We start from the raw sequence: 14220 nt of genomic DNA, 5'->3' as shown, positions 1-14220 counted from the left end.
CCGGGACACGCCGCGCCGCACGTGAACGGGGCGCGGCGCCGCTTGGTAGCGTGTCGGCCGAACAGATGATCGAAGGAGCGGCCGTGCGGGTGATGGGGGTGGACCCCGGGCTCACCCGGTGCGGGGTGGGCGTCGTCGAGGGCGCCCCCGGGAGGCGGCTCAGCCTCGTGCACGTGTCGGTCGTGCGGACGCCGCCCGACGACGACCACGCCCTGCGCCTGCTCGGCGTCGAACGGGGCATCGAGGCGCTGATGGACGAGCTGGCCCCGGACGCCGTGGCCGTCGAGCGCGTGTTCTCCCAGCACAACGTCCGCACCGTGATGGGCACCGCCCAGGCCGCCGGGATCGCCATGCTCGCCGCCGCCCGCCGCGGCCTGCCGGTCGCCCTGCACACCCCCAGCGAGGCCAAGGCCGCGGTCACCGGCAACGGCCGCGCGGACAAGGCGCAGGTGACGCATATGGTCACGCGCCTGCTGGGCCTGGACGACGCGCCGCGGCCCGCCGACGCCGCCGACGCCCTGGCGCTCGCCATCTGCCACGTGTGGCGCGGCGGGCCCCGGCGGCGCCTGGACGCGGCCCGCACGTCGCGGATCGAGGAGGCGGCCAGGGCCGAGCGCGAGCGGCTCGCCGCCCGGACCAGAGGAGGGACCCCCGAGTGATCGCCTTCGTCAGCGGCCAGGTCGCCGCCGCCGGGCCCGACGGGGCGGTGATCGACGTCCACGGCGTCGGCTTCGCGGTGCAGTGCACCCCCGCCACCCTCGCCGGGCTCCGGATCGGCGACAGCGCCACCGTGCCGACCTCCCTGGTCGTCCGGGAGGACTCCCTCACCCTGTTCGGGTTCGCCGACGACGACGAGCGCGTGGTGTTCGAGCTGCTCCAGACGGCGAGCGGCGTCGGGCCGCGCCTGGCGCTGGCCATGCTCGCCGTCCACACGCCCAACGCGCTCCGCCACGCCGTGGCGGCCGAGGACCTGGCCGCGCTCACCAAGGTGCCCGGCATCGGCAAGAAGGGCGCGCAGCGCATCGTCCTGGAGCTGAAGGACCGGCTGGGCGGCCCGTCCGGCGACGGCGCGGGCGACGTGCGGGCGCCCGCGCGCGGGGAGGCGTGGCGCGGGCAGGTCCAGACCGGCCTGATCAACCTCGGCTGGTCGGCCAAGGACGCCGACGCCGCCGTGGACGCCGTCGCCGCCGACCTGGACGGCGCCGAGGCGCCGCCGGTGGCGGCGCTGCTCAAGGCCGCGCTGAAGAAGCTCAGCAGATGAGCGAGGACGAGCGGCTCGTCTCCGCCGACGCCGACGGCGCCGAGGAGCAGGTGATCGAGGCCGCGCTCCGGCCGAAGAGGCTCGGCGACTTCGTCGGGCAGGAGCGGGTGCGCGAGCAGCTGTCGCTGGTCCTGCACGGCGCGCTGGGCCGCGGCCGCACGCCCGACCACGTGCTGCTGTCGGGCGGGCCCGGCCTGGGCAAGACCACCCTCGCCATGATCATCGCGGCGGAGCTGGGGCAGCCGCTGCGGATCTCCTCCGGCCCGGCGATCGAGCGGGCGGGCGACCTCGCGGCGGTGCTGTCCACCCTCGCCGAGGGCGAGGTGCTGTTCCTGGACGAGATCCACCGGCTGGCCCGTCCCGCCGAGGAGATGCTCTACATGGCGATGGAGGACTTCCGGGTCGACGTCGTCGTCGGCAAGGGCCCCGGCGCCACCGCCATCCCCCTGGACATCGCGCCGTTCACGCTGGTGGGCGCCACCACCCGGGCGGGGATGCTGCCCGGGCCGCTGCGCGACCGCTTCGGGTTCGTCGCGCACATGGACTTCTACGAGCCCGCGGAGCTGGAGGTGATCGTCCGGCGGTCGGCGCGGCTGCTGGACGTCGAGATCAGCGGCGACGGCGCCGCCGAGATCGCCGGGCGGTCCCGCGGCACGCCCCGGATCGCCAACCGGCTGCTGCGCCGCGTCCGCGACTACGCCGAGGTCCGCGCCGACGGGGTGATCGACCGGGACCTGGCGCGGTCGGCGCTGACCCTCTACGAGGTGGACGAGCGGGGCCTGGACCGCCTCGACCGGGCCGTCCTCGCCTCGTTGCTGCGCAAGTTCGGCGGGGGGCCGGTGGGGCTGTCGACGCTGGCGGTGTCGGTGGGGGAGGAGCCGGAGACGGTGGAGGTCGTCGCCGAGCCCTTCCTCGTCCGGCAGGGGCTGCTGGCGCGCACGCCGCGCGGCCGGGTCGCGACGGGCGCCGCCTGGGCGCACCTGGGGCTGACGCCGCCCCCCGCCGCGCCGCTGACCGGGACGCTCTTCGAGATGGACGGGGACCCCGCGCCGCCCGAAGGATGATCATCTGATAACGGCTTGGGAACTTCCCGGCGTCACCGATCGTCACGTCGTTGCCGGGGTCTCGCGTACTCTCTAGACTCCGGGACTTGGTTCACCGTCCCCAGCCGACGGTCCCGTGGGAGTGGCCGATCCGGCCACAGGCTGGGCAAACCACATCGGAAGGATGCCCCAGTAATGGGCAGCGACATGATTATCGCGGCGTCATCGGGCGGCGGCGGGGCCTTCAACCTGCTGCTTCTCCTCGCCGTTCCCCTGGTCTTCTACTTCCTGCTGATCCGGCCGCAGAGCAGGCGCCGCAAAGAGCAGATGCAGATGCAGAACCGCATGCAGCCCGGCGCGCGCGTTCTGACGACCAGTGGTATGAGGGCGACCGTCGTCGAGGTTGACGACGACGGGGTGCTCCTGGAGATCGCCCCGGGCGTCGAGGTGCGCTTCGTCAAGCAGGCCGTCATGCAGGTCCTCAAGGACGACGAGCCCGAGGACGTCGACGACGAGCTCGACGAGGACGAGGACGACGACGACCTGAAGGGCGACGGCGGGCGCGTCGAGCTCACCAAGGACGAGGCCGGCGCGAAGGACGCCGAGGACGAGGGCGGCGACGACGCCAAGGGCGCCAAGGGCGCGGGGGCGACCGCCGCCGCAGAGGACTCCGCGGCGGAGGAGTCCGGGTCCAAGCCGAGGGTGCGGGTGAAGGCGAAGGCCGCGGAGAAGCCCTCGGCCTGACGCCCCTCCGGCACCGAACTCAAGACGGGAAGTAAGACGACCAGTGGCTCCGCCTAGCAATGTCCCCAAGCCAGGGCGCACGCTCCTCGCGCTCCTTGTGATCATGGTAGTGCTGGCCTGCGTGGCGGTCCTGCAGGGGCGGACCACGCCCAGGCTGGGGCTGGACCTCGCCGGCGGGACCACCGTCACGCTCACGGCCAAGACCGAGAAGGGCAAGAACCCGCCGGCCTCGCAGATGAACCAGGCCGTCAAGATCATGACGCAGCGGGTCAACGGCCTCGGCGTCTCCGACGCGGAGGTCGCCAAGCAGGGCAGCAACAACATCGTCGTCAACGTGCCGGGGGAGGGGCAGGGCCGCGTCGTCTCGCTCATCGGCACGACGGCCAAGCTGCAGTTCCGGCAGGTGTTCGCGGTCGCGGACGGCAAGCCCACCGCGGCCGGGGCGGCGCCCGCGCCGTCGGCGAGCCCGGGCAAGGGCAAGAAGGACGACAAGGCCAGCCCGTCGCCGTCCGCCTCGGCGTCGTCCTCCGCCTCGCCGTCGGCGACGCCGCGGGGGAGGGCGCTGTCGCAGGCGCTCACCGCGCCCACCCCGACGCCGTCCGGCTCGGGGACGCCGTCGGGTGCCCCGTCCGCCTCGCCCTCGGCCGCGCCGTCCGGCCTGCCGACGGGGGCGCCGCAGCAGCAGGCCCCCCAGCAGGACTACACCGGCATCGACGACAAGGCCGTCATCAAGCAGTTCGAGGCGCTCAACTGCTACACCGGCGACAAGCGGGCCCCCGGGTCCAACGACCCGAACCGCAAGTGGGTCGCCGCCTGCGACCAGAAGGAAGAGAACGGCCAGGTCACCAAGTACATCCTCGGGCCGGTGCGGGTCCTCGGCGAGAACGTCGACGGCGCCAGCGCCATGCCGCCGGACGCGCAGCAGGGCCAGGCGAGCTGGTCGGTGTCGCTGAAGTTCGACGGCAAGGGCGGCCGCCAGTTCGGCGAGGTCACCACCGAGGCGTACCGCTCCTACCAGCAGAGCCCCAGCTCCCCGCGGTCCCAGATCGCGATCGTCCTGGACGGGCAGGTCGTCTCGGCTCCGAGCATCAACCGGGGCGCGATCACCGGCGGCACCGCCAGCATCGACGGCCCCCCCGACAGCTTCAACCAGCGGTACGCCACCGACCTGGCCAACGTGCTCAAGTACGGCGCGCTGCCCCTGGAGTTCACGCAGAGCTCCATCGACGAGGTGTCGTCCACGCTCGGCGCCGACCAGCTGGAGGGCGGCCTGATCGCCGGCGGCATCGGCCTCGGCCTGGTGGTCCTGTACTGCATGCTGTACTACCGGGGCCTCGGCCTGGTGGCGGTGTCCAGCCTGATCGTCGCGTCCGCGATCACCTACATCTCGGTGGTGATCCTCGGTGAGGGGATGGGCTTCCGGCTGTCGCTGCCGCACATCATCGGCCTGATCGTCTCCATCGGCATCACCGCGGACTCGTTCATCGTGTACTTCGAACGGCTCCGGGACGAGCTGAGGGCCGGCCGCAAGCTGCGATCGTCGGTGGAGAACGCCTGGAAACGGGCGAGGCGGACGATCCTCGTCGCCGACGCCGTGACGTTCCTCGCCGCGCTGGTCCTGTACTTCCTCGCGGTCGGCGGCGTGCGGGGCTTCGCGTTCGCGATGGGCCTGACGACGCTCATCGACGTCATCGTGGTGTTCTTCTTCACCAAGCCGATGGTGGCGCTGCTGTCGCGCACCGACTTCTTCGGCCGCGGCCATCCGCTGTCCGGGCTCGACGCCAAGCGGCTGCGCCGGACGGCGCAGAACGCCTCCGGCGGCCAGGCCGCCCGCACGACGAGCCAGGAGGTCTGAGCCATGGGGACGCGTGCGATCATCTCCCGGATCTACCGGGGCGAGGTCAGCGCCGACATCGTCGGCAAGCCGAAGATCTGGTATTCGATCTCCGGGTTCCTGCTGGCGCTGTCGATCGCGGGCCTGCTGATCCAGGGCCTCAACATCGGCGTGGAGTTCAAGGGCGGGTCGGTCTTCACCTTCAAGGCGTCCGGCCACTCGATCGAGCAGGTGCGCGGCGCCGTCACCGGCGGCGGCGCCCACCAGGCGATCGTGCAGAAGGCGGGCGGCGACTGGCGCGTCACGACCGAGAGCCTGTCGTCGGCGCAGGTCACCGGGATCAAGCAGAACGTGACCAAGGAACTGCAGATCCCCGCCGACAAGGTCAGCACCCAGGTCGTCGGCGCCTCGTGGGGCGGTGAGATCCAGAAGAAGGCCTGGCAGGCGCTGATCGTCTTCATGATCCTGATCATCGGGTACCTGTCGGTGGCGTTCGAGTGGCGGATGGCGCTGGCCGCGGTGGTCGCGCTCGTCCACGACCTGGTCATCACCGCGGGCGTCTACGCTTGGTCGGGATTCGAGGTCACCCCCGCCACCCTGCTGGGCTTCCTGACGATCCTCGGCTACTCGCTGTACGACGCGGTCGTGGTCTTCGACATGATCAAGGAGGTCACCAGACCGCTCGGCCCGACCTCCAAGACCACCTACAGCGAGGCGGCGAACCAGGCCCTCAGCAGCACCCTCGTCCGCTCCCTGAACACCTCGCTGGTGGCGATCCTGCCGGTCGGCGCGATCCTGTTCATCGGCACCACGCTGTTCGGCGCGGGCACCCTGAAGGACCTGTCGCTGGCCCTGTTCGTCGGAATGATCATCGGTACGTACTCCTCGCTCTGCGTGGCGACGCCGCTGCTCGTCCAGCTCAAGGAGCGGGAGCCGAAGTACAAGGAGATCCGCGCCAACATCGCGCGCCGCGAGTCCAGCGCGAAGCGGCAGGCCAAGGCCGCCAAGGTCAAGGCCGCGACGGGGCCGTCCGGCGACGCCTCCGGCTCCTCCTCCGACGACGACGGCGATGGCGGCGGCGGCGACGGCGACGGCGAGGACGGTGCCGCGAGCGTGACCGTCCGCAAGGTCGTGCAGCAGGGTCCGCGCCAGCAGCCCAAGCGCGGCAGCCGCCAGCAGCGCCGAGGCAAGTAGCGCCGGCGCGGCGGACATCTCCGGCCGTGCCCGCGTCCGGCCCCGTCCCGGGGCGGGTGCGGGCACGGCCGGCCCATGACCAGCGGGACCCAGCACAGGGGAGTGCAGCGTGGACCTCGGCAAGCTGATCCAGGACCGGATCCGTGACGTGGCCGACTACCCGAAGGCGGGCGTGGTCTTCAAGGACATCACCCCGCTGCTCGCCGACCACGTCGCCTTCGCGGGCGTGGTGGACGCGATCGTCAACCACCACGGCCGCGGCACCATCGACAAGATCGTCGGGATCGAGGCGCGCGGGTTCATCCTCGCCGCCCCCGTCGCCTACCACTTCGGCGCGGGTTTCGTCCCGGTGCGCAAAAAGGGGAAGCTGCCGTCACGGACGCACGAGGAGACCTATGATCTCGAGTACGGGACCGAGACGATCGAGCTCCATGTCGACGCGTTCGCGCCCGGCGACCGCGTGCTGATCGTCGACGACGTGCTGGCCACCGGAGGGACGGCCAGGGCGGCCGCCGACCTCGTCCGCCGGGGCGGCGGAGACGTCGTGGGCCTCTCGGTCCTGATCGAGCTGTCGTTCCTGCGCGGACGCGGGAGGCTCGGGAATCTGGACGTCCACTCGCTGGTTACGGTCTAGCACTAAATGGGTGCCGGATACACTGGCGAGATCGGGGTCCGGCGTGACCCGCGAGGCGCAGTGGAGACCGCGCCCGCAAGGACCAGGGAGGCTGGGTGCCAGGTGAGGTGGTATCGACCGACGCGGCGGTGACCGACGCCGCGGCGGAGCCCCAGGCAGAACGCCGTCCCGCACGGGGAGCCGCCGGGCAGGAGGCCCCCGGGGCCGCCGGGCCGCCGCCCGGAGAGGCCCTGCCCTCCGACCGGCCGTCCGCCGACCGGAAACCTCCCGAGCAGACGCCTCCCGAGCAGACACCTCCCGACCAGACGCCTTCCGATCAGACGCCTTCCGACCAGCCCGCGGCGCCGCCCGGCGCCCGCCCGTCCGAACGGCCCGAAGGCCCCGCCGGACGGCCGGGGGACACCGCCGCCGACGACCCCGCCGCCACAGGCACCACGTCCACGACCACCGTCCCGCCTTCCGCAGCCCGCGTCCGCCGCAGGCTCGCCAGGCTGGGCGCCCAGCGCGGTCCCACTATGAATCCGGTACTCGAACCACTCATCAAGACCGTCCGGAACACGCATCCGAAGGCGGACCTCCGGCTCATCGAGCGCGCCTACGACGTGGCCGCGCACTATCACCGCCACCAGAAGCGCAAGAGCGGCGACCCGTACATCACGCATCCGCTCGCCGTCGCCACCATCCTCGCCGAGCTCGGCATGAACACCGAGACCCTCTGCGCGGCGCTGCTGCACGACACCGTCGAGGACACCCCGTACACCCTCGACGAGCTCGGCGCCGACTTCGGCGACGAGATCGCCGCGCTGGTCGACGGCGTCACCAAGCTCGACAAGGTCAAGTACGGCGAGGCGGCCGAGGCCGAGACCGTCCGCAAGATGGTCGTCGCGATGTCCCGCGACATCCGCGTCCTGGTGATCAAGCTCGGTGACCGGCTGCACAACATGCGCACCCTGCGCTACATGCCGCGGCACAAGCAGGAGAAGAAGGCCCGCGAGACCCTGGAGGTGTTCGCGCCGCTCGCCCACCGCCTCGGCATGAACACCCTCAAGTGGGAGCTGGAGGACCTCGCGTTCGCCACCATGTACCCCAAGCGGTTCGACGAGATCGCCCGCCTGGTGTCCGAACGCGCCCCCCGCCGCGACGTGTACCTCCAGGAAGTGATCGAGAACGTCTCGACCGACCTGCGCGAGGCCCGGATCAAGGCCACCGTCACCGGGCGGCCGAAGCACTACTACTCGATCTACCAGAAGATGATCGCGCGGGACGTCAGCTTCGACGACATCTACGACCTGGTCGGCATCCGGGTCCTCGTCGACAGCGTCCGCGACTGCTACGCCGCCCTCGGCTCGATCCACGCGCGATGGAATCCGGTCCCCGGCCGGTTCAAGGACTACATCGCGATGCCGAAGTTCAACATGTACCAGTCGCTGCACACCACCGTGATCGGCCCCGAGGGCAAGCCCGTCGAGCTGCAGATCCGCACCTGGGGCATGCACCGCCGCGCCGAGTACGGCGTCGCCGCGCACTGGAAGTACAAGGAGGAGACGGTCGGCGGCCGCAAGGCCGGCGACATGCAGTGGCTCCGCCAGCTCCTGGACTGGCAGAAGGAGACCGCCGACCCCGCCGAGTTCCTGGAGTCGCTGCGCTTCGACCTGTCGGTCTCCGAGGTGTTCGTCTTCACCCCGAAGGGCGACGTCATCGCGCTGCCGCAGGGCGCGACCCCCGTCGACTTCGCCTACGCGATCCACACCGAGGTCGGGCACCGATGTATCGGCGCCCGCGTCAACGGCCGCCTCGTGCCCCTGGAGTCCACCCTCGACAACGGCGACACCGTCGAGGTGTTCACCTCCAAGTCCCAGGACGCCGGGCCCAGCCGCGACTGGCTCGGCTTCGTCAAGAGCGCCCGCGCCCGCAACAAGATCAAGCACTGGTTCTCCAAGGAGCGCCGCGACACGGCCATCGAGTCCGGCAAGGACTCCATCGCCCGCGCGATGCGCAAGCAGAACATGCCGCTCCAGCGCATGATGTCCGGGGAGGCGCTGCTCGCCCTGGCCCGCGACCTGCGCTACACCGACGTCTCGTCGCTCTACGCGGCCGTCGGCGAGGGCCACGTCTCCGCGCAGACCGTCGTCCAGCGCCTCGTGGACGCCCTCGGCGGCGTCGAGAGCGCCGAGGAGGACCTCGCCGAGATCGCGCTGCCCACCCGCCGCAAGCGCAACCGCCCGGCGGGCGACCCCGGCGTCGTCGTCGCCGACGACCCGGACGTGTGGGTGCGGCTGTCGCGGTGCTGCACCCCCGTGCCCGGCGACGACATCGTCGGCTTCGTCACCCGCGGCCACGGCGTGTCCGTCCACCGCGCCGACTGCGCCAACGTCGGCAGCCTGAAGTCCCAGCCCGACCGCCTGATCGACGTCAAGTGGTCCCCGGGCGAGGACTCGGTCTTCCTCGTGGCCATCCAGGTCGAGGCGCTCGACCGGCCCCGGCTCCTGTCGGACGTGACGCGCGTGCTGTCCGACCAGCACGTCAACATCCTGTCCGCCTCGGTCACCACCACCCGCGACCGCGTCGCCGTCAGCCGGTTCACCTTCGAGATGGGCGACCCCAAGCACCTCGGGCACGTCCTCAAGGCCGTCCGCTCCATCGACGGCGTCTACGACGTCTACCGCGTCACCAGCGGCGCCACCAGGTAAGGGCCCTGGGCCACCCGGTAGGGCGGCCCCGGAGGGCCGCCCTGCGGAGGGTCAGGCGTCGGCGTCGTCCTCGTCCTCGGGGATCACGTCGACCCCCGCCTCCTCGCGCTGCTGCGCCGTGATCGGCGTGGGCGCGGCGGTCAGGGGGTCGCTGCCGGACGCGGCCTTGGGGAAGGCGATGACGTCGCGGATCGAGTCCTGCCGGGCGAGGAGCATCACCGTCCGGTCCCAGCCGAAGGCGATGCCGCCGTGCGGGGGCGGGCCGAACTTGAACGCCTCCAGCAGGAAGCCGAACTGGGACTCCGCCTCCGCCTTGGACAGGCCCAGCACGTCGAACACCCGCTGCTGCATCTCGGCGCGGTGGATGCGGATGGAACCGCCGCCGATCTCGGTGCCGTTGAGGACGAGGTCGTAGGCGTCGGCGAGCGCGGCGCCCGGGTCCTCGTGGAAGGTCGCGGCGAACTCGGGCTTGGGCGCGGTGAACGGGTGGTGCACCGACGTCCAGCCGATCTGCTCGCCCTTGGCGTCCTCGACGGGCTCGAAGACCGGCGCGTCCACGACCCAGACGAACCTCCAGGCCGTCTCGTCGATCAGGTCCCGGCGGCGGCCGATCTCCAGCCGCGCCGCGCCGAGCAGCTCCTGGGTGGCGTGCCGCTTCCCGGCGCCGAAGAAGATCGCGTCTCCCACGTCGGCGCCGACCTCGGCGGCCAGCCCCGACTTCTCGGCGTCGGAGAGGTTCTTGGCGACGGGGCCGCCGAGCGTGCCGTCCTCCTGGACGAGCACGTACGCCAGCCCGCGGGCGCCGCGGGCCTTCGCCCAGTCCTGCCAGCCGTCCAGCTCCTTGCGGGTCTGCGACGCCCCGCCGGGCATGACCACCGCGCCCACGTAGGGGGCCTGGAACACCCGGAACGACGTCCCGGCGAAGTACGCGGTCACGTCGGTCAGCTCGTTGCCGAACCGCAGGTCGGGCTTGTCCGAGCCGTAGCGGGCCATCGCGTCGGCGTAGGTGATGTGGGGGATCGGGCGGGGGATCTCGTAGCCGGCGATGTCCCGCCAGAGCCGCGCGACGAGGTCCTCGCCGACCTTCAGGACGTCGTCCTGGTCGGCGAACGACATCTCGATGTCGATCTGGCTGAACTCGGGCTGCCGGTCGGCGCGGAAGTCCTCGTCCCGGTAGCAGCGGGCGATCTGGTAGTAGCGCTCCAGCCCGCCCACCATGAGCAGCTGCTTGAACAGCTGCGGCGACTGCGGCAGCGCGTACCAGTGGCCGGGCTTGAGCCGGACGGGGACGAGGAAGTCGCGGGCGCCCTCGGGGGTGGACCGGGTCAGCGTCGGGGTCTCGACATTGACGAACCCGTGCTCCCGCATCACCTCGTGCGTGAGGAACGCGGCCTCCGAGCGGATCCGGACGGCGCGCGCGACCGCGTCGCGGCGCAGGTCGAGGTAGCGGTACTTGAGCCGGATCTCCTCGTTGACGTTCACGTCGCCCTCGATGGGGAACGGCAGCGGCGCCGCCTCCGACAGCACCTCGATCTCCGTCGCGGCGACCTCGATGTCGCCGGTGGGCAGTTCGGGGTTCTCGTTGCCGGCGGGCCGGATCCGGACCTCCCCGACGACCCTGACGCAGAACTCGGCGCGCAGGTCGTGCGCCGAGCTCAGCACGCCGCCCGGGCCCACCTCGTCCTCACGAAAGACGACCTGCGCGGTGCCGGACGCGTCGCGCAGGTCGATGAACGTGACGCCGCCGTGGTCGCGGCGGCGGCCGACCCAGCCGGCCAGCGTGACCGGCCGCCCGGCGTGCTCCCTGCGGAGCGTCCCCGCCTCGTGCGTGCGGATCATTTCGAGAGCCTTTCCTTCAACGTCGTGATGATGTCGGCGAGGGGGACGGCGTCCTGCTCGCCCTCGGCCAGATCCTTGACCTGGGCGACGCCGTCCGTGATATCCCGCTCGCCGAGGATCACGGCGTACCGGGCGCCGGAGCGGTCGGCGTCCTTCATGGCGCCCTTCAGCCGCTTCCCGCCGAAGGCCATGTCGGCGGCGACGCCCGCGCGGCGGAGCCCGTCGACGAGGGCGAACATCCGGCGCTCGGCCGCCTCGCCCAGCGCCACCCCGAACACCTCGCAGCGCGGCCCGGCGGGGAACGCGGCGCCCTCCGCCTCCATCGCCAGGATCGTCCGGTCCAGGCCGAGCCCGAAGCCGATGCCGGGCAGCGGCGGCCCGCCGATGCTCTCCGACAGCCCGTCGTAGCGGCCGCCGCCGCCGATGCCCGACTGGGCGCCGAGCAGCGGGTGGTCGAACTCGTAGGTGGTGCGGGTGTAGTAGTCGAGGCCGCGGACGAGGGCGGGCGTGTCCTCCCACGCGACGCCGAGGTCGGCGAGGAGCTGCCGGACGCGGTCGTGGTGGCTCTTGCACGCCGGGCACAGGTGGTCGGCCATGAGCGGCGCGTCCGCGAGCTGGGCGCGGACCTGCGGGCGCTTGTCGTCCAGCACCCGCAGCGGGTTGATCTCGATGCGGGCGCGGGTCGCCTCGTCCAGGTCCAGGCGGCGCAGGAAGTCCTGCAGCAGGGCCCGGTAGGCGGGGCGGCACTCCTTGCAGCCGAGCGAGTTCAGCAGCAGCCGCACCTGCGTCAGGCCCAGCGAGCGGTACCAGTGCACGGCGACGGCGATCGTCTCGGCGTCGACCTGCGGGTCCTCGCTGCCGATCGCCTCCAGGTCCAGCTGGTAGAACTGCCGGTAGCGGCCCTGCTGGGGGCGCTCGGCACGGAACGCGGGCCCGGTCGTCCACACCTTGACCGGCAGCGCGCCCTGCTTGTGGAGGTTGTTCTCCAGGACGGACCGCAGCACGCCCGCGGTGAACTCCGGGCGCAGCGTCAGCGACCGGCCGCCCCGGTCCTCGAAGGTGTACATCTCCTTGGACACCACGTCGGTCGACTCGCCGACACCGCGCCGGAACAGCGCGGTGTCCTCGAAGACGGCCAGCTCCAGGTAGCCGTAACCGGCCAGCCGGGCCTGCTCGGCGAACGCCTCGCGGATGGCGAAGAAGAGGTCCGCGCGCGGCGGGACGTATTCACTGACCCCCTTGGGGGCCTGGAAGCTCGAACTCATGGTCTCTCAGGCTCAGAATCCCTTGTTGGGCCCGTCCGCCGGCACCAGGCCGGAGAGGAACGGGTTGGTCGCGCGCTCGCGTCCGATTGTGGTCTGCGGGCCGTGCCCGGGCAGGACCGCCGTCTCGTCGGGGCGGGACAGGCACACCCGCGACAGGCTCGCGAGGATCTCCTCGTACGAGCCGCCCGGCAGGTCGGTGCGGCCGATCGACCCGGCGAACAGCAGGTCGCCCGAGAACATCACGCCGGGCAGGTCCGCCGTCGCGGGCGTCCGGAAGGTCACCGACCCCGGCGTATGCCCCGGGGCGTGATCGACGGTGACGCTCAGCCCCGCCAGCTCCAGCACCGCCCCGTCCGACAGCTCCCGCACGTCGTCGGGCTCGGTCAGCTCCAGCCCCCCGAACAGCTGCTGCCCGGCGCCGAGGGACAGCCCCTTGGCCGGGTCGGTGAGCAGCTCCCGGTCGTCCGGATGGATGTAGGCCGGGACGTCCTTCGCGCCGCAGACCGGGGCCACCGACCAGACGTGGTCGAGATGGCCGTGCGTGAGCAGTACCGCGACGGGCTTGAGCCGGTGCTCGCGGAGGATCTCCTCGATTCCGGCCTCGGCGCCCTCGCCGGGATCGACGATCACGCACTCCTCGCCCGCGGCGGGCGCCACGACGTAGCAGTTCGCCTCGAACGATCCAGCGGGGAACCCGGCGACGAGCACGGTCGTCCTTCCTTCGAACCATCTCGGATGGGCGTGTCCGAGGGTACCGGCGCCGCCGTGGCCACCGCGAACGGGATTGGACGATCGCCGTGTCGCGAGGCCCTTCCGGGAAGGGGACCGGCGGCTTCCTCCACGTTCGTTCAGGGGAAGGGGCGCCTTCCCCCCAGGACCGCTACTATGCGCTCCACGTTCACCTGATCACGGCGGAAAGGCAGGGAAGTGGCCGGGAAGGACCGCAAGAAGCAGCTCGCTCGGCAACGCTACGAGCGCCAGGAGCAGCGCCGCCAGGCCGAGGCGGCCCGGGCCCGCCGGCTCAAGATCATAGGGTCGGTCGCCGGGGTGGTGGTCATCGCGGGCGGCGGCACCGCGACCGCCATGGTCATCGGCAAGGACGACAATGCGGGCGGCCGCTGCACGTACAAGCCCGCCCAGGCCGACGGCGCCCCCAAGAACCTCGGCAAGCCGCCCAAGGACCCCGCCTACAAGGGGATGGTCACGGCGACGGTCAAGACCAACGAGGGCGACGTCGTCATGTCCCTGGACGGCGGGAAGGCGCCCTGCACCGTCAACTCGTTCGCGTTCCTGGCGGGCAAGAATTTCTTCGACAACAGCCCGTGCCACCGGCTGACCAGTGGCGGCCTCAATGTCCTTCAGTGCGGTGACCCCAAGGGCACCGGAATGGGAGGCCCGGGCTACCAGTACGCCAATGAGAACACCGCGGGCGCCAAGTACCTCAAGGGGACGCTCGCCATGGCGAACTCCGGCGTCGACACCAACGGAAGCCAGTTCTTCATGGTCTACGGCGATTCGCAACTCCAGCCCGACTACACCGTGTTCGGGAAAATAACCAAGGGTATGGACGTGCTGGAGAAGATAGCCAAGGGCGGCTCGGATCCCAAGGGCGACGGCAAGCCCAAGAAGAAGGTCACGATCCAGGACGTCACGATCGTCGGGAATTAGGCGAACGGGATACTAAGGTGTGGAGGGTCCGGTGGCTGTGAACACGAT

12 protein-coding genes are annotated in these 14220 nt (G+C 71.6%); 9 read left to right on the top strand and 3 right to left on the bottom strand.

Going from position 1 to position 14220, the window contains the following annotated elements:
* The first annotated feature begins 65 nt into the window (after positions 1 to 65).
* The 8 genes from ruvC to AGRA3207_RS03705 all read left to right on the top strand — a co-directional run bounded on the left by ruvC (position 66) and on the right by AGRA3207_RS03705 (position 9400).
* Positions 66 to 659: a crossover junction endodeoxyribonuclease RuvC gene (gene ruvC, locus AGRA3207_RS03740; protein ID WP_231333147.1), complete on the top strand. Its 594-nt coding sequence runs from the start codon at positions 66 to 68 to the stop codon at positions 657 to 659.
* The gene (gene ruvA / locus AGRA3207_RS03735) at positions 656 to 1261 is read left to right on the top strand and encodes a Holliday junction branch migration protein RuvA (RefSeq protein WP_231333146.1); all 606 of its coding nucleotides are present in this window, start codon (positions 656 to 658) and stop codon (positions 1259 to 1261) included. The genes ruvC and ruvA overlap by 4 nt, the downstream gene beginning before the upstream one ends.
* Entirely contained in the window at positions 1258 to 2325 is a 1068-nt protein-coding gene (ruvB, locus tag AGRA3207_RS03730; protein ID WP_231333145.1) for a Holliday junction branch migration DNA helicase RuvB, read from the top strand. The genes ruvA and ruvB overlap by 4 nt, the downstream gene beginning before the upstream one ends.
* 174 nt (positions 2326 to 2499) lie before the next feature.
* Positions 2500 to 3048, top strand: a complete 549-nt coding sequence (gene yajC, locus AGRA3207_RS03725; protein ID WP_231333144.1) for a preprotein translocase subunit YajC — start codon at positions 2500 to 2502, stop codon at positions 3046 to 3048.
* Positions 3049 to 3151: 103 nt separating this feature from the next.
* Entirely contained in the window at positions 3152 to 4903 is a 1752-nt protein-coding gene (gene secD, locus AGRA3207_RS03720; protein ID WP_231336221.1) for a protein translocase subunit SecD, read from the top strand.
* A gap of 3 nt (positions 4904 to 4906) precedes the next feature.
* Positions 4907 to 6076, top strand: a complete 1170-nt coding sequence (gene secF / locus AGRA3207_RS03715; RefSeq protein ID WP_231333143.1) for a protein translocase subunit SecF — start codon at positions 4907 to 4909, stop codon at positions 6074 to 6076.
* Between the two features lie 109 nt (positions 6077 to 6185).
* The gene (locus AGRA3207_RS03710; protein ID WP_231333142.1) at positions 6186 to 6710 is read left to right on the top strand and encodes an adenine phosphoribosyltransferase; all 525 of its coding nucleotides are present in this window, start codon (positions 6186 to 6188) and stop codon (positions 6708 to 6710) included.
* A 515-nt stretch (positions 6711 to 7225) separates the two neighbouring features.
* Positions 7226 to 9400 carry a RelA/SpoT family protein gene (locus tag AGRA3207_RS03705; protein WP_231336220.1) on the top strand — a complete coding sequence of 725 codons (2175 nt, stop codon included), beginning with the start codon at positions 7226 to 7228 and terminating at the stop codon, positions 9398 to 9400.
* Positions 9401 to 9451: 51 nt separating this feature from the next.
* Here AGRA3207_RS03705 and aspS read toward each other — a convergent pair whose 3' ends face one another.
* From aspS to AGRA3207_RS03690, 3 genes are read right to left on the bottom strand one after another with little or no spacing between them, the layout of a single operon-like run.
* Positions 9452 to 11239, bottom strand: a complete 1788-nt coding sequence (aspS, locus tag AGRA3207_RS03700; RefSeq protein ID WP_231333141.1) for an aspartate--tRNA ligase — start codon at positions 11237 to 11239, stop codon at positions 9452 to 9454.
* On the bottom strand, positions 11236 to 12504 hold the full coding sequence (gene hisS / locus AGRA3207_RS03695) for a histidine--tRNA ligase (RefSeq protein WP_231333140.1): 1269 nt from the start codon (positions 12502 to 12504) through the stop codon (positions 11236 to 11238). The genes aspS and hisS overlap by 4 nt, the downstream gene beginning before the upstream one ends.
* A 12-nt stretch (positions 12505 to 12516) precedes the next feature.
* Positions 12517 to 13212, bottom strand: coding sequence for an MBL fold metallo-hydrolase (locus tag AGRA3207_RS03690; protein WP_231333139.1), 696 nt, complete (start codon positions 13210 to 13212; stop codon positions 12517 to 12519).
* A 219-nt stretch (positions 13213 to 13431) separates the two neighbouring features.
* Here AGRA3207_RS03690 and AGRA3207_RS03685 point away from each other — a divergent pair, with 219 nt between their 5' ends.
* Positions 13432 to 14172, top strand: a complete 741-nt coding sequence (locus tag AGRA3207_RS03685) for a peptidylprolyl isomerase (protein ID WP_231333138.1) — start codon at positions 13432 to 13434, stop codon at positions 14170 to 14172.
* Positions 14173 to 14220 lie beyond the last annotated feature (48 nt).

Origin of the sequence: Actinomadura graeca, from assembly GCF_019175365.1 — a bacterium.
In the GTDB taxonomy this organism is placed as follows: domain Bacteria; phylum Actinomycetota; class Actinomycetes; order Streptosporangiales; family Streptosporangiaceae; genus Spirillospora; species Spirillospora graeca.
The sequence above is the reverse complement of the archived record's forward strand: the minus strand, read 5'-3'. Positions and strand labels throughout refer to the sequence as shown.

Coding starts and splice junctions, on each gene's coding strand:
- ruvC (WP_231333147.1), top strand. CDS start 66: ATGATCGAAGGAGCGGCCGTGCGGGTGATGGGGGTGGACCCCGGGCTC.
- ruvB (WP_231333145.1), top strand. CDS start 1,258: ATGAGCGAGGACGAGCGGCTCGTCTCCGCCGACGCCGACGGCGCCGAG.
- yajC (WP_231333144.1), top strand. CDS start 2,500: ATGGGCAGCGACATGATTATCGCGGCGTCATCGGGCGGCGGCGGGGCC.
- secD (WP_231336221.1), top strand. CDS start 3,152: ATGGTAGTGCTGGCCTGCGTGGCGGTCCTGCAGGGGCGGACCACGCCC.
- secF (WP_231333143.1), top strand. CDS start 4,907: ATGGGGACGCGTGCGATCATCTCCCGGATCTACCGGGGCGAGGTCAGC.
- AGRA3207_RS03705 (WP_231336220.1), top strand. CDS start 7,226: ATGAATCCGGTACTCGAACCACTCATCAAGACCGTCCGGAACACGCAT.
- aspS (WP_231333141.1), bottom strand. CDS start 11,239: ATGATCCGCACGCACGAGGCGGGGACGCTCCGCAGGGAGCACGCCGGG.
- hisS (WP_231333140.1), bottom strand. CDS start 12,504: ATGAGTTCGAGCTTCCAGGCCCCCAAGGGGGTCAGTGAATACGTCCCG.